Here is a 24,765-nt window from a genome sequence, read left to right as displayed (position 1 = left end):
GATGATGGATTTCTTTGTATGGTTTACAGATTTAGGCAATGCTAAGACATTAGCGGCTGTAATCTTCTTTACGGTTTTTATTGGAATTATCATCTACACATTCACCGGTAAAGAACGGAAGAAACGTTTTGATGAATATCGATATATTCCATTTATGGATGATGAAGAATTTATTTTTGATAAGAAAGATGACAAATCTAAGCAAGATCAAAATAAAGATGGGCAAAAATAGTCGCTCTTCATGATCAAAATGACTGAGGAATAAAATAATGAGTGATAATACAAATAAAAAAGAAGTAGAGAACTTAGAAACCAATACAACTGGTCATGTATGGGATGGTGATCTTCAGGAATATAACAATCCTCTTCCAAGATGGTGGTTGTATGCATTCTATGCAACGATTGTATTCGCAATCGGTTACTGGATTCTCTTCCCAACTTGGCCTTTACCTAACTCTTATACTAAAGGAGTTTATAAGGTTAAAATTGAGCAACCAGTTGTGCAACAATCTGGAGATTTATTGTTGAATTCTGAAGATCTTCAGAATGCACCAATGGAAGAAGTGGAAGTGCATTGGACGACTCGTGCTCGTTTAGTGAATGAATTACAGTTTTCTAAAGAAGCTGAACTTCGCCACAAGCACTTCTCTGAGTTGATGGTGAAAACTGAAGAAGAAATCATCAATGATCCTAATATGATCAAGTTCGCGGAAAATGCTGGTAAAACATTGTTTACGGATAACTGTGCAACATGTCATGGTCCACAAGCTGAAGGTGTTGTTGGTTTATATCCTAACTTAAATGATGATAACTGGATTTGGGGTGGAAAGCTTGCTGATATCGAAAAGACAATCACAGGTGGTGTGAATGGTCCTACGGGTGGACGTAAGGGTTCAATGACGGCAGGCAAGTTAACAATGACTCCTGAAGAGATTCAGGATCTTGCTAAGTATACTCTTACACTTTCGAATAACTATACACCGGATGAAGCTACATCTAGAGGGGAAGAGTTGTTCTTTGGGAAAGGTGGTTGTATCGCATGTCATGTTGACTATAATTCAGACGAGAATAAGAGCTTACTTGCGGCAGGTTCTAGACCATTGCCTAAAGGTAATCCATTGATGGGAGCTCCTAACTTAACGGATCAAATTTGGGAAATTGTGGATGTTAATTCAAAAACAACGCCTGAAGAGAAAGTTGCAACGATGATTCCACAAATCCGTGATGGTGTTGATCCAAATACCACAAATCGTGTGATGCCAGCATGGGAATCGCGCTTGAGTCCTGAGCAAATTCGTGCGCTTGCAGTATACGTGCATCAGTTAGGTGGAAATAGTGCTGAAACTGAAAACTAATTGAATGAGATGATCTTCCACAAATCATGAATATGATCTACAGGAATTCAGATCTTTTATAGTAGTTAAAAGCGCCCTTTAAAGTTGATTTAAAGGGCGTTTTCTTTGATGTAAACTAGTAATTGCTATTCCTTTGCTCGGAATGCTTAAGGTTATAGCTAAAGTTAGGTATAATACGACATAATAATCATTGGCTCAAAAGGTGTGTAAAGTGGAAAAAAATCTATCCGAGCAAACTCCCTCAATGCCGCAATCAAGTAAAGACTTGTACGCTAAGCGCATTCCGATCTATCCTCGAAGTGTAAAGGGGAAGTTTAGGACGTTCAAAAGCTCTGTTTTGACATTAGCATTTCTAGTGTTTTATTTGTTGCCATGGGTGCCATGGGATCGTGGTGCTGGGCTGCCAGGACAAGCTGTAGTATTTGACTTAACGGCGAAGACTTTCTATATTTTTAGTTTGCCGGTAGATATTCAAAATATATTTTGGCTTGCTGGTGTTTTAGCAATCTTTGCATTTGCGCTGTTTTTTGTAACCGCTATTTTTGGTCGAGTATTCTGTGGATACTTCTGTTTCCAAACTTTGTGGACAGATGCATTCATCATGATTGAATCTTGGATTCAAGGAAATAGAAATGCCCGTAAACGATTAAATGAAGGGCCATGGACAGGGGAGAAAATTAGTAAAATCCTTTTAACGTGGTTAGCTTGGCTTATTGTGGCATTTTGGACAGGATTTACATTCACATCTTATTGGATGCCGGCACCAGAACTCATTAAAGTTGTTTTCATTGGGGAGGCACCATTTGCAGCGTACGGTACGATTGCATTTATTACGGCAGCAACATTTATTGCAGCAGGATTTTCAAGAGAACAAGTTTGTACCTATATGTGCCCTTATGCACGATTCCAAGGCGTAATGTTTGATCGTGATACGTTAGTGGTAACTTATGATGAAGCTCGCGGAGAAGGTTCAAAGGGAAGAGCGAAGCCAACTAAAGGTCTTCGAGATCGTGATGAGCGTATTGCTGAGGGTCATGGAGATTGTATTGACTGTGATCTTTGTGTTCAGGTTTGCCCTGCCGGGATTGATATCCGTGAAGGGATTAACTATAAATGTATTACTTGCGGTCTCTGTATCGATGCTTGTAATAATATGATGACAAGTCTTAAGTTCCCGACAGGATTGATTCGTTATGATTCTGAAAATGGTTTAGAAGGTAAGAAAACGAATTACTTTACGCCAAGAAATATCGGTTATGCATTGGCGGTAATCGTTGTTGCAACGATTTTAGGTTGGAGTATTTCCCATCGTGATGTTGCGCACTATGTCGTAGAATCTTCAAGAAAACCGGCGACAATCTTAAGTGATGGGCGTTTACAAAATACATACGAACTTAAATTTAATAACTTGACATTAACGCCACAAAAACTTCATGTAGCAGTCGAAAATAGTGGTTATGAATTAGCAATGAGATTTAATGATTACGTATTAGATCCTAGTAAGCGTGTTGTATTGAATGCCGCTGTGCGGAAAGATAAGGATGTTGCATTTTCTCCAGAAATCATTTTTGTGTTAACCATTACAGATCCTGAAACAGGGGATGTGATTGATACCCAAAAAATGAATGCAATTTTCCTCAATAGATAAAAAAGTAAAGGGATTTTTATGAATGAAACCGTTGCAATTATGCTGTTAGGCGTAGCTTGCGTATTAGTAGCATGTTTAGTGCTTAACAAAGTTTTTCGATTCACGGCACTTCAAGCAGCAAGTATCACAGCTTTAATGGGAATTGCGGTTGTTGTACCATTTTCAATTGTAAGATGGCGCGGAGGAGATGTTTTTACGCTCTATATTACTTGTAACTTGATGACTTCATTTGCTTACTACCTATTAGGTAGTGGCGGGATGAAAAATCTTCGAGGTAAAGATGGCAAGAGAATGCATTGGGTGCCGATTACAGTATTAGGCTTTTTCTTAGTGCTTACGATTCAAAATGGGGCGTTTATCGTGATGGCGGAAAAAGGCTTGATGTTTAAAAGTAATGAGGAAGATTCTTTCGTAAGTACCCGTTTCCCTGGAGAAGTACCGAATGCTTATCATAAAAAGGAAGCGTACTATAATGCGTACCAACAACGTCTTCTTGAGCAAGAAAAAAGAGGATGGCAAGTGACTTTCGGATTTACAGCAGAGCCTTTTGTGAATGAAGATAATTTCTTTAAAGTGCAAATCTTAGATAAAGATAATAATCCTTTAGATAGTGCTGAAGTGGTTGCAAAATTTACAAGATCGGCAGAACAGGAGTTAAATCGCACTTATGCTTTAGAGATGTTGGAGCCGGGAATTTATTCGGTTTCGACAAATTTTGAACGCATTGGACCTTGGGGCTTGGAGCTTGACATTGTTCGTGGTGATGATACGCATGAATTGGTAGGAAGAACATTGATTAACTGTCCACCTGATATGGAATGTGATTTGCAGCGAAAACTACGAGTTCGTTAAGTTGATTAAAATTGGTAAAAAGAGCAGAAATGCTCTTTTTCTAGTTGTAGGGAAAGTGAAGAGTGATCTTGGTGTGAATGGTCTATAGTCATTGGATGATCTATCACATATTGCACTATCGATCAGGGGAAGTATCATGAGTTTTTTTAAAGAGTTTATTTGAAAAGTTTGATCAGGCTTCAAGCATTCTTTTACCCTCAAATGATCTATAATAAATCAATTAATTGTATTGAGTAAGGTGTAGGCTTTTATGACCAAAACTTTAGATAAACAGCAATGTTATCACTGTGAGTTACCGATTATTGGTAAGGCACCTTTTACGGCAGAAATTCAAGGTAAAGAACAACCCATGTGTTGTACTGGTTGCCGAGCTGTTGCGGAAATGATCGATCAAACGGGTTTGACGAAATATTACGAATTTAGATCAGAAGCGCCCATAACGCCAGAAACCGCAATTAATTTGATTCCGGAAGAATTAAAACAGCAGATGCATTTTTATGATCATCCAGATATTGCGGTGCAGTTTATCTCTAAAAGAACAGATAAGCATGGCAAAGAGATTTCAGATGCATATCTAATCATCGATAAAATCACCTGTGCTGCTTGTGTGTGGTTATTAGAAAATACCGTGAAGCGTTTAAAAGGTGTGGAGCGATTTGACATTAACCTCACAACCCATCGTGCGCATTTGAGTTTTAATCCTGAAGAAGTAAAAGTGTCAGATATTCTCCTTGCAATTTTAAACTTGGGGTATCAAGGAACACCGTATGATGAGCAATTAGAGCAGAAGCGCTTAAAGAAAGAATGGCGCTCGTTATTAATGGAATTTGGTATTGCGGCACTTTTTTCCATGCAAGTGATGACGATTTCAGTCGCGCTCTATTTTGGTTACTATTCTGGCGATATGTCAGATAGTTCTTATCAGCTGTTGCGGTGGTTTAGTCTGTTTGCAACGATCCCATGCGCAACTTATTCCAGCATGAGTTTTTACAGATCTGCGTATCATGATCTTAAAAATAAGCATTTGACCATGAATGTGAATATCTCCATTGCCGTGATTGCTGGTACATTATGGAGCGCATATAACACCGTGATGGGCATTGGAGAAACCTATTATGAAGGTGTCACGATGTTTGTCTTTCTACTTTTGGGTGCAAGGGTTTTAGAAACAAGCGCGAGACATAAATCTCTCTTGATCTCTGATGATATCTTGAAGCTCAAACCGAATTTTGCAGAAAGAATCAATCCGGATGGTAGTGTTGAATTAGTGGCAACCAATCGATTAGCAGTGGGCGATATTCTTCTCATTAAGTCCGGCGAAAGTATTCCGGTGGATGGCGTTTTATTAGAAGATTTGGCAATGGTAGATGAATCGCTCCTTTCAGGAGAGAGTTTGCCACTTGAAAAGCATAAGGGCGATCAGCTCATTGGCGGTTCTGTAAACTATGAACAGCCTTTGAAGATGAAAGTGACCATTGTTGGCGCTGAAACCGTTCTGTCGCAAATGGCACGATTAATCGATCGTTCGATGAGTGAAAAGCCAAAAATTGCCATGCTTGCCGATATTATCTCTACCTATTTCGTTATTGGTTTATTCATCGCCTGTGCCGGCACTTTTATCGCTTGGTACTTTATTGATGGATTATCGGAAGCATTTGCCGTAACGCTTGCAGTGCTCGTTGTATCTTGTCCTTGTGCACTTGCATTAGCAACGCCTTCGGCATTAAGTGCCGGCAATCAGGCAATCATTGAGAAAGGGCTCATTGCCACAAGAGCAGGTGCGCTTGAAACCTTAGGGAAAGTCACTGATATCGTTTTTGATAAAACAGGGACTTTAACGGAAGGAATATTAACGATAGATAGCGTGCATGTACTATCGAAAGCGCAGAGTGAGCGTGAATTTATGCAAATTGCCGCAACGTTAGAATCTACGTCAAGCCATCCGATTGCCTTTGGTTTTAATGAATGGCTCTATGAGAATAATGTAGAAATATTACCGGCACTTGAAATTGAAAATATCGTGGGACGTGGCATTACCGGAAATATTGCCGGCAAAACCTATAAAATTGGGCGTTTAGATTGGTTCAATTTAGAAAATATCGATATTGAATTTGATTCTGGGCTTTGGGTTGGATTAGGGATTGATGATGAGCTGTTGGTAGCGTTCTCACTGCTTGATACCTTAAAAGAAGATACAGAAGAAGTGATTAACTATCTGAAATCTGAAGGATATGTGCTACATATCCTAAGTGGAGATCGACAAGAAACCGTGAATCAGTTTAATGAATCTCTACAAATTGAAGATGCAAAAGGCGATCTTCTGCCGAAAGATAAGCTGCGCTATGTGGAATCACTGCAAGAGAAAGGCGCTATTGTCGCAATGCTCGGCGATGGGATCAATGATGGGCCAGTATTAGCAAAGGCGGATGTATCTATTGCCATTGGACAAGGTGCGTTATTAGCACAATCTACGGCAGATATGATTTTAATGAGTAAAAATCATTTAGAGCCTTTAGTAGAAGGTTTAAAAATCGCCAAAAGAACCGATAAAATTATTACGCAAAACCTCTTTTGGGCGTTATTATATAATGTCGTCGCGATTCCATGCGCTATGACGGGATTAGTTTTGCCATGGATGGCAGCTTTAGGAATGAGTTTAAGCTCATTAATTGTAGTTGGAAACACATTACGAATTAGGGAGGGACGAGAAGAATGAGTCCACTTTTTATATTACTTCCCCTAACATTAGCGGGAATGGTTGCTGCGGGATATGCCTTTATTTGGGCAGTTCGTTCAGATCAGTTTGATGATATGGAAGGGCCGGCACATCAGATTTTATTTGATGAAGATATTCGTCCCTTAGAAGAGAAAAAAGTAGAGAAATCTGTCGAGCAAGGATCTTCTCTTGATGAAACACAGAGTACTTCCAAAGAAAGGATAAAAAATGAAAATTGATCATAAAACGGTAGAGTGGTTAGCTTTTTTATCACATCTGCATGTTGATGAAAAGTTAGAGAGCCAGAAAATGAGGCTCGAAGATATGGCGGAAGTCATTCGTGGTATTAAAGATGTGAATACTGAAGGAATTATGCCGATGACGAATCCTTTTGATGCAACGCTTCGCCTTCGTGCAGATGTTGTGACAGTTGAAAATGAGCGCGATGAGCTTCAAAAATTGTCGCAAAGTGTTGAAGATGGTTTATATCTTGTTCCTCAGGTTATTGAATAAAAGAGAATGATTATGCATAAACAAACAATTGCCGAACTTCGCGCGCAATTAGATAAAGGCGAAGTTTCAGCTGTAGAAGTGGAAGAATATTTCCAAGCACGAATTGAAAAGTATGATACGCAATTAAATAGTTTCATCACCACGACTTTTGATGATGCAAAAGAGGCTGCGAAAAATGCCGATGAAACCATTAAAAATCATCAGCAATCTCTCTTAACAGGGATTCCCATTGCGCATAAAGATCTTGTTTCTACAAAAGGAACCTTAACAACCGCTGCTTCAAAAATGTTGAGCAACTATGTGCCACCATTTGATGCAACCGTTGTCGAAAACCTTCGTTCAAACGGTGCTATTTCACTTGGTAAAGTGAATATGGATGAGTTTGCGATGGGTTCAACGGGAGCGACAAGCTTCTTTGGTACAACGAATAACCCTTGGAGCGCAGAGCACGTTGCCGGCGGTTCATCCAGTGGTTCAGCAGCAGCAGTTGCCGCAGGACTTGTGATGGCAGCAACAGGTTCAGATACCGGCGGTTCTATTCGTCAACCTGCAAGTTTCTGTGGTGTTACCGGCATTAAACCCACTTACGGCCGTGTTTCTCGTTATGGTTTAATCGCATTTGCATCGTCTTTAGATCAAGGCGGTGTCCTTGCGAAAAATGCAGAAGATTGCGCGATTGTTCTTGAAGGTATGGCGGGATTTGATGCGAAAGATCCAACATCTGCAGATATTGCATTACCAAGATTTTCACAAGAATTAAATCAGCCGTTAAAAGGCATGAAGATGGCGCTGCCACGCGAATTTTTTGCCGGCGATATTGATGCGGAAACTGCAAAAGCCATTGATGAAACATTAGAAATTTATAGAAAGCTCGGCATTGAGATGGTTTCTGTAGATTTGAAATATCATGAACTTGTAACGCCGGTATATTACGTGATTGCGCCGGCAGAAGCGGCAAGTAACTTATCGCGTTTTGACGGCATTCGCTTTGGTTATCGTGCGGAAAATGTTCAGAATTTGGAAGAGCTCTATTATCGCACACGAACCGAAGGTTTCGGCGAAGAAGTGAAGAGCCGAATCTTAATGGGAACGTATGCAACGACAGAAGTGCTTTACGATGATTTCTTCATTAAGAGCCAACAAATCCGCCGTTTAATTACCAATGAATACAATGAAATCTTAAAAGATGTCGATTTCATTGCAGGACCGACCGTTGCAGGACCGGCATTTGGTAAAAATCATCAAGCGCCAAGTATTCAAAATTCTCTCTTTGATGCCAACTTAATTGGGGCAAACCTTTCAGGATTGCCGGCAATTAGCCATCAAATGGGCTTAAGTTCAGGACTTCCTGTCGGATTCCACTTAATTGGTCGTGCGTTTGAAGAATCGAAGCTCTTAGCAGCAACGCATCAATATCAACAAAATAGTGATTGGCATAAAGCATTCCCAGCGAATTTTGACTAAGTATCTTTAGAATCTTTAGAAAACTTTCACTTCATGGTATTTGAAGAAGCAGAAAGTTGTAGAAATCGTCAAAATTCATTATGTATTTTTATGCAACAATATTATTTAAAGAAAAAATAGAGGAATAATCATGAGTTGGGAAGTGGTAATTGGACTTGAAGTCCATACTCAGTTAACGACAAAAACCAAGCTATTTTCCGGTACAAGCACTCTTTATGGGCAACCGGCAAATACTCAAGCGGGGATTTTTGATATTGCGTTACCCGGCGTATTGCCGATGCTAAACGAAGCTGTGATTGATAAAGCGATTCGCTTAGCAATTGCAACAAATTCAAAAGTGCAACAACGCACTATTTTTGAGCGTAAACATTATTTTTATCCAGATTTACCAAAAGGCTATCAAACAAGTCAGCTGGATGCGCCGATTGTGTATGATGGATTTTTAATGATCGAAACAGAAGATGGTCCGAAAAAAATTCGTGTAAACCGTGCGCATTTAGAAGAAGATGCGGGAAGTTCACGTCATGGTGCCGTTCCGGGAATGACTGGAATTGACTTGAACCGCGCAGGAACGCCACTTTTAGAGATTGTTTCTGAACCTGATTTAAGTTCGGCAAGTGAAGCGATTAGCTATCTTCGCCAATTGCATCAAATCGTCACTTGGTTAGATATTAGTGATGGTAACATGCAAGAAGGTTCATTTAGATGTGATGCGAACGTTTCTATTAGAAAACCAGGCGAACCTTTAGGAACGCGTACAGAGCTTAAAAATATCAACTCTTTCAGATTTATCGAGCAAGCGATTAACTACGAAGTTGCGCGTCAAATCAAAGTGCTTGAATCCGGCGGTTCAATTACGCAAGAAACAAGATTGTATGATTCAGATAAAAATGAAACAAGATCGATGCGTGCAAAAGCGGAAGCGAATGATTACCGTTATTTCCATGATCCAGATCTATTACCAATCATCATTAGTGATGAACATATTGAAGCTGTGAAAGCGAGCTTCCCATTAATGCCGGACGAATTGAAAGTCGAGTTGATGGAAAAATATGAGTTATCAGATTATGATGCCGGCATTTTAGTGCAATCACGCGCAATGGCAGATTACTTTACGGCTCTGTTGTCGTTTAAAGTCGATCCAAAAATGGCAGTCAACTGGTTGTTAGGCGATGTTTCGGCATACTTGAATGAAAAAGGCTTAGAAATTGATGAGCTTTCAGTTTCAGCAGAGAACTTAGCAGGACTTCTGAATCGTATTCAAGATAAAACGATCTCCAATAATATTGCGAAAAAAGTATTTGGCTTAATGATTGAGCGCGGGAATAGTGCAGATGAGATTATTGAGCGAGAAGGCTTGAAGCAAGTAACGGATACCGGCGCAATTGAAGGCTGGGTTGATGATATTATTGCGAAGAATCCAAAACAAGTTGAGCAGTTCAAGTCAGGTCAAACGAAGATTTTAGGTTTCTTTGTGGGGCAAGTGATGAAGCTCAGTCAAGGAAAAGCAGATCCAGCTGCGATCAATAAGATCATTATTGAAAAGTTAAATCAGTAACTTTTGAAATAAACGATGTTATATTTCATATTTTAATTGACATTAATCATAAATATTAATTTTTTATAATTTAAATATTTTTGTTTTTTATTAAATTATTTTTAATAACAACATCTGTTTTGATAAAGAAAAGCCAGACAACAGTCTGGCTTTTTATTTGTGAAAAAAATCGTGAAGGCTGATTCTTACGTTAAATCAGGATAAAATCTTTGAGAAAGTTGTCTATTTACCACTCATTATTTGATCATTGTCACAGACTATAACTCTTTATAACTATTGTAGAAATAGCTGCTCTTAATAATATTAAAATTTATTATTTTTAGTTATTTGATATTTAAATATTGATTTATTTTTGTAAATCTTTATATTTTATATTTAGGCAACAAAGATTTCTAAGATTGAAAAATTGCTTATTTCCGCTGCTGGAGAAATTCTATATAAAATAAAAGATAAAGCTCGATGTGAATAATCACATATTACGAACTGTCAGGACAACTTCAACAGCAGCTTAAAATTGAATGTTACGAGGAGGAATATTTATGATTCCCATAGAACGACATGAGGCTATCTTATCGGTAGTTTCTGAAAAAGGGATCGCAACAATTAATGAGCTCATTGAGTTATTGGATGTGTCACATATGACCATTCGCCGCGATTTACAAAAGCTGGAAAAGAAAGGAAAGGTTATTACGGTTTCCGGCGGTGTAAAAGCAGCAGAGCGATTATCGAGCGAATTAACGCATAAAGTGAAAGAAGCGCTTCATGAGGATGGGAAACGGATGATTGGTGCCTTAGCCGCCAATGAAATTCCTCCTAACAGCTGTGTCTTTTTAGATTCAGGTACCACAACTTTGGCGATTGCGCGTCAGATTAAAGATCGTGAAGATCTCACAATTATTACCAATGATTTTTTGATCATGTTTTACTTGATTGAAAATGGTCGTGGAAAACTCATTCATACCGGTGGAACAGTTTGTCCTGAAACAAATTGTAGTGTTGGCGAAAGTGCCGCTCGCGGTGTTGAAAATTATCTGATTGATATTGCTTTCGTATCAGCGCCATCTTGGGGTTTGAAAGGGGTATCTCTTCCTACAGAAGAGCGTGTTCCGATTAAAAAGGTTCTTCCAGATATTTCAAAGCGTTTAGTGCTTGTTGCAGATAATAGTAAATATGGTGCAGTTGCAACCTATTTAGCACTTCCTTTAAGTGCATTCGATACGATTATCACAGATGGCGAGTTACCTTCTGAAATCTCTATGATGCTTCATAATCGTGATATTACACTGATTACACCTGAAGCAAATTTTCAGAGCTTTAACCACCAATAACGTTCGTTATCGGCATAATTTTCAATGCGAAGCTGAATTTTTGGCTTCGCATTTTTATTGTCTGATGAAATTTTTAGATGTAAATGGATAGTTCCATAATAGCTATTATATGAACGAATATTCGGTGTTGTTTTACTGAAGTTTTGAGGGGGTTGGAAGTTTTTGGGACTTTCTAAATTATCAAAATTATCAAAATTATCAAAATTATCAAAATTATCAAAATTGTCGAAATTAACGGCATCAAAATGAATGGAATGAATAGAGTTTGTAACACTAGAGTGAAGCTCCCGAGTTGAAAATAACGCAATATTATTTTGGATGTTGGAAGAAAAAAAGGAAGGTTGTAGGGGATAGCGACTACGACCTTGATTTGGGTAGAGTAGAATTTCGTGAGAATATTCTGTTTCGGAAGAATCATGGAGAATTTTGTTGTTTTGAAAATCCTTCCATTCTAATTCTGTAATATCAGATACAAGATATAACCGAACTTGATCGGCAATGGTTACGGCAAAGGCACAGCTAGACTGAATTTCAGGAATGGGCTGAATGGTAATGAAGCTTGCCTGATTGAAAGCACCTTGGAGCTGCCGGCAATCGGTTGCTTCATCTAATAACCATAAGAGATCTTGGTGTGCAATGATGTTATGAATACGATCTTGCGGAAGATTCGTTCGAATCGATCTGGTGCCACCAATATGTTGCTGATTTTTAAGACTTAGAAATAGCAGATCTAAATCTTGCATATTGAGATAATTTAAAGTCGGTAAAATAATCTGCTTGCCGGCATCAAAATTCATAAATCGATTCCCCGTATCGAATAAAAAATTCAGCTTTGAGGAATGAAATAGTAGCGATAATCCTTCGCCTACCGGTAAGAGATAAATATGGATGTTATCTTCTTGAGCCTGATTTTGCATCTCTTGGTGGTTTTCATGATACTGATAGATCATGATTGCAAAAGAGATAGACATCATACCGATCCCGATGACGATGAATATCAGCAGTGAATGTCTGATCTCTTTGAAGAAAAAATGCCGGAAAAAATTATATAACTGATAATGGTATCGTCTGCTCTGTAATACAAATAATGGTAAATATCGTGATTTCAGTAATTTTAATCTTGGATAATAATAGAGAACAAATAGCGATATGGTTGTGATTAAAATAGCGAATATGAGCGGTATTTTTGTCGTGTGAATGGATGCGAAAGGAACTTGTGCGCTCCATTGGATGCTTGTCACTAATACATGGATACCTTGATCAGCAAGATTGAGAAAAAAATTGGCGATCACTTTGCTGATGGGTAAAAACAGAGTTCCAAGTAATAATGACGGCATGATCATGATACTTGTCCACGGAATGGCGAATAAGTTGATGAGAGGGCTGATGAGAGATACTTCTCCAAAGAAACTTGCAGTTAATGGAATCAGTAATAGAGAGATAATGCATTGTGTAAAAAGTAAGGTTCGAATGGAAGAGGTAAAAACACGAGAGGATAATATTAAAATCGTGACAGCGATAAAAGAGAGCCAAAATCCCGGCTGTAGAATAGAGAGAGGATTTAGGATTAAGATGATTAACAGCGCCATACTGATGCTATGTAAGCTAAATAGCGCTCGATTAGCAAGGAGAGAACACATCACGAGCGTAAACATGATGGCGGCTCTTAATGTAGGTAAGCTCATGCCGGCAATGAGCGCATAATTCCAAGCGACGATGATAGAACAAATCGCCGCAAATTTAAAAGGGGGAATTGTTCGAAAAGCAAATAAACCCGATAATACTCTAAAAATAATAAAGGCATAAAATGCGGTTAAAGAGAGATGTAGGCCAGAAATAGAAACCAAATGAATCGTGCCTGTTTGCCTTAATATCTGCCAATCTGTTTGCGTTAAATGTTGTGTGACACCGACAGATAGAGCGCTTAAGTACCCTCCAAATTTAAAGTTTTCATAAAAATATTGTATGCTCTGTTGCCGAAATAATTGAATGGTAGATTTTTCTGAAAGTTTTTCTGGGATATCTTCAAGTTTTCCATAACCAATCTCTTTTTTAGCAAGGGATTGTAAAATTCGTTGTCGGTCGCCGGGAATATTCCGATAAAAACGAGGACGTATCGAGATGGTTCCTTGATAGATTTCTCCTTCAGACATGGAGCTTTTAATTTCATGTTTTATATTAAAAATGCGAATTTGGCTATGCTTTAAAGCTTCTGCTAATAATTTCTCATTTTTGATTTTCTCTCTACTTTCTTTACTTTCCTGACTTTCTCTACGTTCTATAAAGGATGTTATGAGGGATTCATTGCTATCGGTGTCTATCACATGAGCTTTGAGAATTTGAATGGTGGTACTTTGTGCTTGATGGTTTTGGATCACTTGAAAAGTTGTTGAAAAGGTCTGAGGCAAACTGTTTGCAATGAGTTGCTGTTCTTTCAATGCTGGAAAATAGAGATAAAAGCTTCCCATAATGCCGATCGCAATAAAGCTAAAAAATGTATTGGTTGTGGAGAAAGAGAATGAGTGCTTAATGAACAAATAAGATGCCCAAAGCAGTGCCATAAGCGCACTGATTATGGAAACTGTGATTGTGATGGTTTCATTGAAAGGAGAAAGAATCAGCCATAAAGCTTCAATCATAAAAGCAAAAGCGATGGGAATCATAATGATAAGTGAGTTTGTAAAAAGCGATCATTGAAAGCTTTTTAATAGAGAAAAAGAATAGAGCGCGGTTTTCATTGGAGTTTTTCTGATTAATGATATTTTGATCGTGTGAAGAAAAATGCCTAACGGTCAATATTCATTAGAGAGAAAGACGAATTTAAGAAGTGTAGGAGAGATTTTGAAGAGAGGGCAATTCGCGATACAATTTTGTGTTGGTCTCTTTAGGATATACAGATTAGCAGTCTGATATCCGAATTCGAGAGCGGATTTTTAGATGTGATATTTTCAAATTAAATATTGATGACATTATGACAAACCACAATAAATTATTAAAAAGTAGGCTGAAAAAAGCGTGTCCTTGCCAAAGCGGAAAGCATTATCAAATGTGTTGTTATCCGCTTCATAATGGCGAAGCTCCATCTACCGCGGAGCAATTAATGCGTTCTCGATTTTCAGCCTTTGCCTTTGCGATGCCGGAGTATTTGATGCTAAGTTGGCATAGCACTACTAGGCCCAAAGAGGGCATCGAAGAAGATCCCTCATTACAGTGGTTTTATTTGAAAATTCTTAAAACGGAAGCTGAAAATGAAAAAGGGGAAAGCTTTGTAACATTTGAAGCGCGATATAGAGATCAAGGAGAAGTGGGTAAGCTCATTGAAAGAAGCCGATTTGTCGTAGAAGAGGGAATGATCAAATATCTTGATGGGGAGTTTTAGATCTTGAGGTTTTTAAAGTAATATTTCATTAGGAATATCTTCATAAGGCATCCACTCCATAAGACATCAACGGTAAGAGAAGATACAGATAAGAGAGATGAAAAAACAGAAGCGATAAGAGAAGTAAAACGCTTATCGCTTCTGTTTGTTTTATAAAAGTTATGAAGCTTTTTTGATTTCTAATAGTAATATTTCATAGATATCTTCAATATGCTTTAAATAACAGCTCATCTTTTGTAGATCTTCTTCTAATTTAACTTGCAAGATGTCAGATGTACTTTCAGTTTGGCATCTCTCTCTGAGATCTTTGGTATGTTCAATTTGTAAGCAGTAATCTTCGAGTGTAAAAATATACTCTCTAATTTCATTGATAGAAGTATGGCTCTTATCATTTACCGCAATTGTGAAGATGGTGTAATCAATCAGATTAAGTAGCGCTTGTTTAATCTTTGTGACGGAATCTAGGTGTTCCAATGTTTCTAAACTAAGATTTAAACTTTTAAGAATGGGAATCGTTTCAAGAGTATTTTGTTGATACACATTCATACGATATTGCAGTAGTTTTTCGATTCCTAAGGATTGTAGGTTATTAATGCCTGTTTGAATATTATCAAAGAGTTCGGAGTCTGTAAATTTGCGAGATTTAAGAGAAATTTCTTTTGGTGTATGTGATAAGTTTATCTCTTTAAAAGAGTAACAAAGACTGAGTTTTTGATAAAAATTGATGAGTTCATTGTCGTATGTATTTTTTTTCATAGCCCCTCACTATCAGTTAAATTCCCTATTGAGTTATGGATTGCTAGGGTTTGATCTGTTATGAAGCGCTTAACTAGTTGTATTTATTGGCTTCACCATAAAATAGTAACGTATCTCTATACAGAGCGGGAATTTAAGTGATCATTACCTGATTCTGATCAGGTAATGATTTTCACAAATTTTCAAATACATAAATTCACATATTTATAAAAAATGAGATTATTTGAGCTCTCTTGGCTTAATAAGAGAGAAGTTAATGTGACAATATCCTCTTGGATTTTTCGCTAAATAATCTTGATGCATCTCTTCGGCATTCCAGAAGTTTTTAAGCGGTTCAACTTCAACAGCAATCGGCGCAGAATAAGCTTGTTGCTCTTGCATAAAGAAGTGTTTGATTACTGGAAGATCCTTAGAATCAGAGTAGTAAATGCCGGTGCGGTATTGCGTACCCACATCACCGCCTTGTTGATTAAGCGAAAGCGGATCAATCATTCGAAAGAGATGCTCTAAAATATTCTCAAGCGTAATGACATTATGATCATAAACGACTTCTACAACCTCTGCGTGATCGGTTTCCATCGTGCAGACTTCTTCATAACTTGGATTATCCGTAATGCCTTGCGAATAACCTACCGTAGTTGAAATCACGCCTTTCAAGCGTTTGTAATATTCTTCCACGCCCCAAAAACAGCCACCGGCGACGACAATGGTTCTAATATCTTGCTCTTGCATGAATATATCCTTTTTAAGTATTTTGTGATTTGTTCTAATTATTTAAATGCACTTCAAATAGCCTTTTGAATATTGTTTATTTGAAGAACATTTATCGTGAAATTGGTTTGAGAAACTTCAATTGAAAAATGGAGGCTGAGTCATCGCTGGTGCTGATGCTTACATTCTTCAGAAGATTCCGTGCCAGCTGTATTAATCCTTTTTAGAATTTGAAACCGAAATAATGATGCATCGGAAAGTATTCAATTTTCATATTGAAGTAGACATGAGTAGAGCATAACGTATTTCATCAATTTTTTGTGTGTAAAATCTAGGGAGAAGGGGGAATTCGCAATATCTACTAACTTTTATCGGGTTATTGAATTTTTATGTTGGATTTTATATTCCCTAACTTATTGATACTGATCTTTAACCACCTCTGTTTTTAGCGTAGAATTTCCTTTATGAAAACTATTTTACTGGGCATGCTCGATTTTAGTATGAAGCAGATCAATAGTTGTATTTTTGGGATCTCGATATTACTACTTATCGTTCTGACATCTTGGATTTATCCTCAAAATGCTGTATTAAGCCGATACGATTTTTTGACTCTTTCGGCTGTTGTGATACAGCTTCTTTTTGTGCTTTGTAAAATAGAAACATTACGAGAATCAGGAATGATCTTTATCTTTCATATTTTGGGAATGAGCATGGAGATCTTTAAAGTAAAAATGGGATCATGGAGTTACGAGCATGAAGGATTTTTATATCTCTATGAAGTACCGCTGATTACCGGATTTATGTATGCTTCGGTGGGTTCTTATATTTTACGATTTCAGCGTAATTTCCAGTGTCAATTTACGAATTTCCCCCATTATTATGCGATATTAATTATTGCAAGTTTGGCGTATGTGAATTTTGTCACGCATCATTATGTATCAGATTTAAGATGGATTATTTTTGTCTTGAGTGTTCTGATATTTAGAAAAACGATGATCTCTTTTAAACTTACGGTTGGCACGATTAAAGTCCCCTTTTTAGGGATTCTGTTTTCCATCGGCATTTTGCTCTGGATTGCCGAAAATATTGGTACATATTACGCTGTATGGAGTTATCCGCATCAAGCAAATTTATGGCAGATTGTGTCTCCACAAAAAATTATTTCTTGGTATCTTCTGATATTAACGGCATTAGCGATTGTCTATAAACTCTATCCTGTCACAAAGAGTGGAAAGCTCTCATATACCTAAGGATAATGAGATTTGTTAAGAGTATCTATTTATCTATCAATATGATTTTTAATTAAAAATTCTCGATTAGCGAGTGAGTATTTTATGGATATTTCATGAAAAATTGATGAAGATTAGACAGAAATCAGGAATATTTTTGAGAGTTTAATATAATGAAGCCTTGTCTATTGTAGGAGAGTTAAAAATGAGTGAAGAGTTAGATGATTTAACGTTTGATTTGGATAATCTCTATGATGGCGTTGCCGGGAATTCAGAGAATCCGATTGATGCATCTGAACCTGAAGAGATTGAAGATGTGGGCTGTGTGGGCGGTGCTTGTACGTTGTAATACTGCTTTGGTATCGAGATAGGTATCAGTATCGGCAGTAGTGTTATCAGTGATGTCCACAAAAGAATGATATAAAAAACGATTTCCATTTGGAAATCGTTTTTTAGTTTTATGTACTTCAGCTTTCTGAACTAAACTTTTATAAGTTACAGATTGATGAATAACTGTACGCAACTAATCAATTAGTTCGCAACAATATTCACTAAGCGATTTGGAACAACGATCACACGGCGAATTTCACCTTCGATGAATTTCTGCGCGTTTTCATTCGCAAGTGCTGCTTGTTCAATCTCTTCTTTCGAAGCAGATGCCGGCATCACGATGTCGCCACGAAGTTTACCATTTACTTGAACCATATATTTCACTTCATCAGCGACTAATGCGCTTTCTGAAACGAGTGGTAATGCGTGATCCAAAATATCATCACCGAAAAGATCCGACCAAATTGTGTGCACAATGTGCGGTACAATCGGGCTTAAAAGACGAAGCATGATTGCGAAACCTTCCTGTTTTACTGCCGCATCATCTTTTGAATCTTTCAATTTGCTTAAGATATTAAGCATAATCATATTCGCAGAAATCACAGTATTAAAGTGGAATCTTTCGTAGTCATACAATGCTTTTTTGAGCTCTTGATGAATTTCACGGCGAGCATCTTTCGCAGCTTTCTCTGTGATGTTGTTCACATCTAAAGTGCTATCTTTGAGAAGCGCTTGGTTTTCATACGCAAAGTTCCATACTCGGCGTAAGAAACGATCTGCGCCTTCAAGACCGGCATCAGACCATTCAAGAGTTTGCTCTGGTGGCGATGTAAACATCATGAATAGACGAGAAACGTCAGCGCCGTAAGCTTTTACGATTGCTTCAGGATCTACGCCGTTATTCTTCGATTTACCCATCTTCTGAATGCCGTAGTAAGTCACAGGTTTGCCGTCTGCTTTTAAGAAATACTCTTTTTTACCATCGACATCACGTGCTTCCACATCTTTCACGTTGAACCATTCATAGCCTTTAGAACCATGACGGAAGAATGACGGTGCAACCACCATTCCTTGTGTTAAAAGTGCTTTAAATGGCTCAGGACCTACCTTTTCAACATCTCCTAACAGACCTTCATTACGCATGAGTTTATGGAAGAAGCGAGAGTAGAGAAGGTGCAAAATCGCATGTTCAACGCCGCCGATATATTGATCCACAGGAAGCCATGCGGTTGCGGCTGTAGGATCAATCATGCCATCTTTATATTGGCTACATGCAAAGCGCGCGTAATACCATGAAGATTCAACGAAGGTATCCATCGTATCGGTTTCACGTTCCGCAGCGCCACCACAACTTGGGCAAGCAACTTTCTTGAAAGAATCCAATTTGTTGAGCGGATTTCCAGAACCATCTGGAATACAATCTGTTGGAAGCACTACCGGAAGATCTTTCTCAGGAACCGGTACTTCGCCACAGCTTGGGCAGTTAATAATCGGAATTGGGCAACCCCAATAACGTTGACGAGAAATTCCCCAGTCACGAAGACGATATTGCGTTTTTGCATGACCTAAGTTTTTCGCTTCTAATGCCGCACCGATTTTCTCAAATGCTTCATCAAAGTTTAATCCTGTGAATTCGCCAGAATTTACTAATGTGCCATGTTCAGCAAGTTCTTCACGCCAAACATCTAATGATTCGTTGCCATCTTTTGGCTCGATCACAAGTTTCATCGGCAAATTGTATTTTTTCGCAAAACCAAAGTCACGTGAATCGTGCGCCGGCACAGCCATTACCGCACCATCGCCGTATGCCATTAAGACATAGTTCGCAACCCAAATTTCGACTTTTTCACCCGTTAAAGGATGTGTTGCAAATTGTCCTGTCGGCATGCCTTTTGCTTCTTGTGTTGCAAAATCAGCTTCACTTGTCCCAGTTTTTTGGCACTCTTTGATGAACTCCGCAAGTTCTGCATTGTTTTCTGCTGCTTTCGCTGCAATTGGATGCTCCGGCGCTACGGCAACGTAAGTCACACCCATTAATGTATCAGGGCGTGTTGTAAATACGTTGAATTGACCATCATCATGAAGGAATGTGACTTCCATTCCTTGTGATTTTCCGATCCAGTTCGCTTGCATGGTGCGAACTTGTTCCGGCCAATCTTCAAGAAGATTTAGATCATCCAGTAATTCATCAGCATAATCTGTGATTTTGAAGTAATACATTGGGATTTCACGGCGTTCAACGAGCGCATCAGATCTCCAACCACGGCCGTCAATCACTTGCTCATTAGCAAGAACTGTTTGATCCACAGGATCCCAGTTTACAACGCCATTTTTGCGGTAAATGACGCCTTTTTTATAAAGTTGTAGGAAGAACCATTGCTCCCAACCATAATATTCAGGATCGCACGTTGAAAATTCACGGGACCAATCAAAGCCAAAACCGAGCTCTTTAAATTGCTGACGCATATAGACGATATTTTTATTCGTCCATGAGTTTGGCGATACTTTGTTATCAATCGCCGCATTTTCTGCCGGCATTCCAAATGCATCCCAACCAATTGGTTGCATAACATTGTAACCACTCATTTTTTTGTAACGTGTAATCACATCACCAATGGTGTAGTTACGAACGTGACCCATATGTAGCCTTCCTGATGGATAAGGGAACATTGAGAGACAGTAATAGTTCGGTTTATCTGTTTGATCGACCACTGTAAAGGAGGCGTTTTTTTCCCAGAATGCTTGCGCAGCAGCTTCGATTGCGGCCGCTTCGTAGGTTGGTTTCATCCTATAAAATCCTTTATTTATAATATAGAAATACAACAAATTGAGATGAATCATCACACTTTAGGAGAGTTCTCGGCATTTAGTGATCCATATTTTTAGATCAAATAAAGGCTTTTTCAGCGTTCTAAAATGTGACAGTCATCAAAATATACAAATAGATCAAATTATATGAATCTATATAATTTTTAACCTTGCTATTATACACGAACTTCAATGGGAGTTGTTCTAATGAAGGTAGAGTTTGATCAGAAATGTTCCGCCGAACTTATGGAATGTTGTTATAATAATCGGCTTGCATAAGTATTAGAAAACGTAGGAATTATCATATATGACAAGTCAATCCACTTTGGTCGTTGAAAACATCCATAAATCATTTGGCGATCGCGAGATTCTAAAAGGAATTTCATTAACGCTCAATAAAGGCGATGTGGTTTCCATGTTAGGTGCTTCCGGCTCCGGAAAAAGCACCTTCTTACGTTGTATTAATATGCTTGAAAACCCTGATCAGGGCGATATTACGCTCAATGGCGAAAAGCTCGTATTAATTCCCGGCGATAAGGGGTTAGTTGCGAAAGATCCTAAAGCCTTGCAAAAAATGCGTTCAGAACTCGGCATGGTATTTCAAAACTTCAATCTTTGGGGACATATGACGGTTCTTGAAAATATGGTTGAAGCGCCGATTCATGTTTTAGGTTTATCCAAAGCAGAAGCAAGAGAGCGCGCATTAAAACTCTTAGCAAAAGTGGGTATGAGCGAGCGAGTGAATGATTATCCGATTTCACTTTCCGGCGGACAACAACAACGAGTGGCAATCGCAAGAGCACTCGCAATGGAACCAAGCGTAATTCTCTTTGATGAGCCCACATCAGCGCTTGATCCAGAACTCGTGCATGAAGTATTAACCGTGATGCAAGATTTAGCAAAAGAAGGCATGACGATGATTGTTGTAACACACGAAATGGATTTTGCACGCAATGTATCGAATCGCGTGGTATTTTTCCATGAAGGTAGAATTGAAGAAGAGGGCGATCCGCAAGAACTCTTCACGAATCCAAAATCAGAGCGTTTTAAGCAATTCATCAAGCACTATAATCGCTAATCAAAAACGCAATCATCACAGTATTGAATGAAGATTATGCCGAGTAAATTCTCGGCATTTTAGATCAATAGCAATATCCGTATCGCTATTGATAAACCGCAAAACTTATGGAATGCCGGAGAGATGCAAACGATTCATTGGTATCATCGGCTCGTTGCAAATTCTAAAATGCCGGCATTTACTATTTTACGGCGTGATTCTTATAATCAGGAATATGAGGGGTTCGATTTCTGTTTTGAACAGGATTCAAATGTTCAATATCGCTCCCATCTTGCCAAAAGAACGCCGAAAAAGGCAGGATATTTTCTCGCTATTTGGGAAAAGGATTCTGAAAATAAGAATATCCCCTTTGATGTAGAAAAATTCTCTGATTATTTAGTTGTGAATATTATGGATGGGAATCAAAAAGGGCGTTTCATCTTTCCTAAATCAATCTTACTCTCGCAAGGCATTTTATCTTCTCAAATAGAGAAAGGAAAAATGGCATTTCGAATCTATGCGCCGTGGGATAAAAACCTCAATTCTAACGCTTCTAAAGTTGCTCAATGGCAATTGCCATTTTTTATTGAGTAATAATATAAACTTATTGTATTTGTTATATTTGGATTTAAATTTAAACGCAGTAAAATAACCCCTTTAATAATAAAGGGTTGTTGGAATGAGTGGTAAATTTAAATGGAAAGTAAGTCAAGATGAAGATACCGCTTATCTGAAATTCCCTAGAGAAAATAAGAATAAAGATTTGGTTAAATCCCAGATTAAGCTCCAAGATTATATTAATACGGGATCAGCAGAAATATTTATAGATTATGATGAAAATGGAAATATATACGGTATAGAGATCTTATTGTAATTAAGAATATGTATTTAATTTATAAGATAGATACTTTTTATTTTAATTAATAATATTCTTATGATGCTTAAAAGTTTGACTAATAGTGACATATATATACCTAAAAGGAGATAATTTTGAAAAAAAATATAGCAATAGAATTTAGCAAGGATTTACAAATAATTTTTGATTCTGGACTATCTATAGAAATGCAAGTTTTTTTAAATAGCTTAAAAGATGAAAAGATAATTAAGGATTTTGATTTCTTTACGAAGCCCAAAGGTTACTTCATCGATGTTTTTGTAAAAGAATATGATAAATATATTGTAGAAGATCTGTTCTTATCTTTTGTGAAATGGATAGAGTATTCCTATTTCACCTTTTATACAAAGGAATATAATGTTGATAGTTCTTCTTATCAGATAATTTCTGGTTTAAGTGATTTGATAGCATTTAATTGCATGATATCTTTCAGGAAAAATTAATAAAGATAGTTGTTGTTTAGGAATAATTCTTATTCAATAGAATGAATGGGGCAATTATCTCTCGGTCTATAACGGGCAAAAATGCCGAGGATTTCGTTTCAATGCCGAAAATGTGCTAATCGGATGGAGCGGAAAATATCATGGTAAATATTATTCTGCGGAATATGATTTTTTTTGGCTTTACTTTTTTTACTCCGATAGCGGAAGTAAGAGATGAATATTTAGTAGGTTTTATAAGAGGGATTAGGAAGAAGTTATGAGCTTTTTAACATTACGGGATATTTCATCAAATTTAATTAATTTAAAAACGTGGAATCCAGAACCTGAAGATATCAATTTAAGTTTGGATTTAACAATCGCTTTTGATGATACTGATGGAATTAATTATTTCTATGTGTCTTTAGTCAGTCCGCAAGCATTAATGAAAATTGACTATAAACGACTTTTTTTACTTACTGGTAAACATACATTATTAATAAGTCATTATAACTATGATTTGTTATATGACACTTTAAAGGACATTGTAAGAAAATGTGATGAAGGGGATTATGTTAGAAGTTGTTCCTCCCTTTGCAAGTATTTTGGGTGGGAATATGATTCATATTTTCGATAAAACTTTAGATAAATCTATGAGATGAATTATGAGAGTATTGAAACGATTGAAGCTGGTAGATATCAGTAATGACAATATAAGAATGAGACATTGGAGTCCTTTAAATGAAGATGTAGATATTATTATGAAGTTGATATTTAAATATGATGATGTAGGTCCAGAAAAACAAGAAGTTTATTATTGTAGATTACTGACACCAGAAGCCGCTTTTAAGGGAGAAAAGAACCAACCATGTTTTTTAATAGAAAAAAGAGGTTTCTTAATTATTTCACATTATGATTACAAAGAACTGAGAAATTCTATCAATAAAATATTGAAAGAAGCACATGAGAGATTTTATGAAAATCCACTTATATGCTTAGATAAATATTTTTATAGGTGAAAAAGATGTGGAAAAATTATTATTCATGGAGTTTTTTTTGAATAAGTTAAGGTGTCTGCTTTATTGGGAGAGATTGCGTAGTGTGTTTTAATTCTCTTTGTGTAGAAACTCTAATAGAGTTGATCGATAGCTATCTTAAAGAACAAATTACAGCTTCAGATTTTGAAATTAAATACAGTAAAAAATGGCGAGAATGTAGAGATTTTATTGATGAGGGGATGAAGGTTACATTACAAACACAAATGTATATTGATATGGTTTTTTCTACATTAGATTGTTATTGTTCAGATCCTTTGTTAAGAGATATAAAAGATCTGAATGATGAGGAACTATATACTGAAATATATTTGTTAAGTAACTCATGGCAGAAAAATCGTTGTAATTCTTGAAGTTGTTGTTGAATGGGTTTGTTTTTATATGTTGTATTTAAAAGAAAGAAATAAAAAAATTATTTTAAAAATAGTTGATTATGAGTTTTCACATTCAATGGATCTGTATGATAAGAATTGGTTGGTAATTAATGTATTTATAGAAGATCCTGAAAATAATTTATATATCAATAAAAAAGATCCCTGTTTACTGACTAGAGAGCTTATAGAAAGGCAGATTCAAATACGAAGTGCGACAAGTACGTTTTTGACCAAATACTCATAAGGTGTTAAATATCCTAACACCTTTCTAGGTCTATTATTTAGTAGATCTTCCACATATTGAACTGCTTGCGTATC

25 protein-coding genes are annotated in these 24,765 nt (G+C 37.2%); 21 read left to right on the top strand and 4 right to left on the bottom strand.

Annotated elements, in window-relative coordinates:
• Position 1: 1 nt before the first annotated feature.
• The 10 genes from ACYSN2_RS06420 (at position 2) to ACYSN2_RS06375 (ending at position 11,434) form a co-directional block, all read left to right on the top strand.
• Positions 2-232 carry a cbb3-type cytochrome oxidase subunit 3 gene (locus tag ACYSN2_RS06420; protein ID WP_461749431.1) on the top strand — a complete coding sequence of 77 codons (231 nt, stop codon included), beginning with the start codon at positions 2-4 and terminating at the stop codon, positions 230-232.
• A 37-nt stretch (positions 233-269) separates the two neighbouring features.
• On the top strand, positions 270-1,355 hold the full coding sequence (locus ACYSN2_RS06415; protein WP_461749430.1) for a cbb3-type cytochrome c oxidase N-terminal domain-containing protein: 1,086 nt from the start codon (positions 270-272) through the stop codon (positions 1,353-1,355).
• Between the two features lie 244 nt (positions 1,356-1,599).
• Complete coding sequence (gene ccoG, locus ACYSN2_RS06410; protein ID WP_461749514.1) at positions 1,600-3,003, top strand: cytochrome c oxidase accessory protein CcoG; 1,404 nt, start codon at positions 1,600-1,602, stop codon at positions 3,001-3,003.
• Between the two features lie 18 nt (positions 3,004-3,021).
• Positions 3,022-3,855 (top strand): FixH family protein, encoded by an 834-nt coding sequence (locus ACYSN2_RS06405; RefSeq protein WP_461749429.1) that lies wholly within the window; start codon positions 3,022-3,024, stop codon positions 3,853-3,855.
• A 250-nt stretch (positions 3,856-4,105) separates the two neighbouring features.
• Complete coding sequence (locus ACYSN2_RS06400) at positions 4,106-6,571, top strand: heavy metal translocating P-type ATPase (protein WP_461749428.1); 2,466 nt, start codon at positions 4,106-4,108, stop codon at positions 6,569-6,571.
• Positions 6,568-6,810 (top strand): cbb3-type cytochrome oxidase assembly protein CcoS, encoded by a 243-nt coding sequence (ccoS, locus tag ACYSN2_RS06395; protein ID WP_461749427.1) that lies wholly within the window; start codon positions 6,568-6,570, stop codon positions 6,808-6,810. The genes ACYSN2_RS06400 and ccoS overlap by 4 nt, the downstream gene beginning before the upstream one ends.
• Positions 6,800-7,084: an Asp-tRNA(Asn)/Glu-tRNA(Gln) amidotransferase subunit GatC gene (gene gatC, locus ACYSN2_RS06390; RefSeq protein ID WP_461749426.1), complete on the top strand. Its 285-nt coding sequence runs from the start codon at positions 6,800-6,802 to the stop codon at positions 7,082-7,084. The genes ccoS and gatC overlap by 11 nt, the downstream gene beginning before the upstream one ends.
• A 12-nt stretch (positions 7,085-7,096) precedes the next feature.
• Entirely contained in the window at positions 7,097-8,548 is a 1,452-nt protein-coding gene (gene gatA / locus ACYSN2_RS06385; protein ID WP_461749425.1) for an Asp-tRNA(Asn)/Glu-tRNA(Gln) amidotransferase subunit GatA, read from the top strand.
• 130 nt (positions 8,549-8,678) lie between these two features.
• Positions 8,679-10,106, top strand: coding sequence for an Asp-tRNA(Asn)/Glu-tRNA(Gln) amidotransferase subunit GatB (gatB, locus tag ACYSN2_RS06380; RefSeq protein ID WP_461749424.1), 1,428 nt, complete (start codon positions 8,679-8,681; stop codon positions 10,104-10,106).
• A 539-nt stretch (positions 10,107-10,645) separates the two neighbouring features.
• Positions 10,646-11,434: a DeoR family transcriptional regulator gene (locus tag ACYSN2_RS06375; protein ID WP_461749423.1), complete on the top strand. Its 789-nt coding sequence runs from the start codon at positions 10,646-10,648 to the stop codon at positions 11,432-11,434.
• On the opposite strand, the gene ACYSN2_RS06370 is transcribed toward ACYSN2_RS06375, so the two are convergent.
• A complete protein-coding gene (locus ACYSN2_RS06370) occupies positions 11,413-14,073 on the bottom strand; it encodes a ComEC/Rec2 family competence protein (protein WP_461749422.1) in 2,661 nt (886 codons plus the stop codon). The two genes, ACYSN2_RS06375 and ACYSN2_RS06370, sit on opposite strands and share 22 nt — an antisense overlap.
• Positions 14,074-14,405: 332 nt before the next feature.
• Here ACYSN2_RS06370 and ACYSN2_RS06365 point away from each other — a divergent pair, with 332 nt between their 5' ends.
• Positions 14,406-14,813 carry a YchJ family protein gene (locus ACYSN2_RS06365; RefSeq protein WP_461749421.1) on the top strand — a complete coding sequence of 136 codons (408 nt, stop codon included), beginning with the start codon at positions 14,406-14,408 and terminating at the stop codon, positions 14,811-14,813.
• A gap of 159 nt (positions 14,814-14,972) precedes the next feature.
• Here the strand turns inward: ACYSN2_RS06365 and ACYSN2_RS06360 are convergent, their stop codons facing one another.
• Positions 14,973-15,569 (bottom strand): hypothetical protein, encoded by a 597-nt coding sequence (locus ACYSN2_RS06360; RefSeq protein WP_461749420.1) that lies wholly within the window; start codon positions 15,567-15,569, stop codon positions 14,973-14,975.
• A gap of 219 nt (positions 15,570-15,788) precedes the next feature.
• Positions 15,789-16,301, bottom strand: a complete 513-nt coding sequence (msrA, locus tag ACYSN2_RS06355) for a peptide-methionine (S)-S-oxide reductase MsrA (protein ID WP_461749419.1) — start codon at positions 16,299-16,301, stop codon at positions 15,789-15,791.
• Positions 16,302-16,744: 443 nt separating this feature from the next.
• On the opposite strand from msrA, the gene ACYSN2_RS06350 reads away from it, so the two are divergent.
• Complete coding sequence (locus ACYSN2_RS06350) at positions 16,745-17,530, top strand: DUF817 family protein (protein WP_461749418.1); 786 nt, start codon at positions 16,745-16,747, stop codon at positions 17,528-17,530.
• 184 nt (positions 17,531-17,714) lie between these two features.
• Complete coding sequence (locus tag ACYSN2_RS06345) at positions 17,715-17,858, top strand: hypothetical protein (RefSeq protein ID WP_461749417.1); 144 nt, start codon at positions 17,715-17,717, stop codon at positions 17,856-17,858.
• A 182-nt stretch (positions 17,859-18,040) separates the two neighbouring features.
• Here ACYSN2_RS06345 and leuS read toward each other — a convergent pair whose 3' ends face one another.
• Positions 18,041-20,626, bottom strand: coding sequence for a leucine--tRNA ligase (leuS, locus tag ACYSN2_RS06340; RefSeq protein ID WP_461749416.1), 2,586 nt, complete (start codon positions 20,624-20,626; stop codon positions 18,041-18,043).
• A gap of 328 nt (positions 20,627-20,954) precedes the next feature.
• Here leuS and ACYSN2_RS06335 point away from each other — a divergent pair, with 328 nt between their 5' ends.
• The 8 genes from ACYSN2_RS06335 (at position 20,955) to ACYSN2_RS06300 (ending at position 24,691) form a co-directional block, all read left to right on the top strand.
• Positions 20,955-21,725, top strand: coding sequence for an ABC transporter ATP-binding protein (locus tag ACYSN2_RS06335; RefSeq protein ID WP_461749415.1), 771 nt, complete (start codon positions 20,955-20,957; stop codon positions 21,723-21,725).
• Between the two features lie 123 nt (positions 21,726-21,848).
• A complete protein-coding gene (locus ACYSN2_RS06330) occupies positions 21,849-22,298 on the top strand; it encodes a MepB family protein (RefSeq protein WP_461749414.1) in 450 nt (149 codons plus the stop codon).
• 85 nt (positions 22,299-22,383) lie between these two features.
• Positions 22,384-22,578 carry a DUF2283 domain-containing protein gene (locus ACYSN2_RS06325; RefSeq protein ID WP_461749413.1) on the top strand — a complete coding sequence of 65 codons (195 nt, stop codon included), beginning with the start codon at positions 22,384-22,386 and terminating at the stop codon, positions 22,576-22,578.
• 116 nt (positions 22,579-22,694) lie between these two features.
• Positions 22,695-23,042 (top strand): hypothetical protein, encoded by a 348-nt coding sequence (locus ACYSN2_RS06320; RefSeq protein ID WP_461749412.1) that lies wholly within the window; start codon positions 22,695-22,697, stop codon positions 23,040-23,042.
• Between the two features lie 256 nt (positions 23,043-23,298).
• On the top strand, positions 23,299-23,655 hold the full coding sequence (locus ACYSN2_RS06315) for an Imm8 family immunity protein (RefSeq protein WP_461749411.1): 357 nt from the start codon (positions 23,299-23,301) through the stop codon (positions 23,653-23,655).
• 28 nt (positions 23,656-23,683) lie between these two features.
• A complete protein-coding gene (locus ACYSN2_RS06310; protein WP_461749410.1) occupies positions 23,684-24,037 on the top strand; it encodes a hypothetical protein in 354 nt (117 codons plus the stop codon).
• An 80-nt stretch (positions 24,038-24,117) separates the two neighbouring features.
• A complete protein-coding gene (locus ACYSN2_RS06305) occupies positions 24,118-24,426 on the top strand; it encodes a colicin immunity domain-containing protein (protein WP_461749409.1) in 309 nt (102 codons plus the stop codon).
• Between the two features lie 28 nt (positions 24,427-24,454).
• On the top strand, positions 24,455-24,691 hold the full coding sequence (locus ACYSN2_RS06300; RefSeq protein WP_461749408.1) for a WapI family immunity protein: 237 nt from the start codon (positions 24,455-24,457) through the stop codon (positions 24,689-24,691).
• Positions 24,692-24,765: the final 74 nt, after the last annotated feature.

This window comes from Ignatzschineria sp. LJL83 (genome assembly GCF_054871845.1).
Note: the sequence above shows the minus strand (reverse complement) of the source record. Positions and strands in the feature narration are given on the sequence as shown.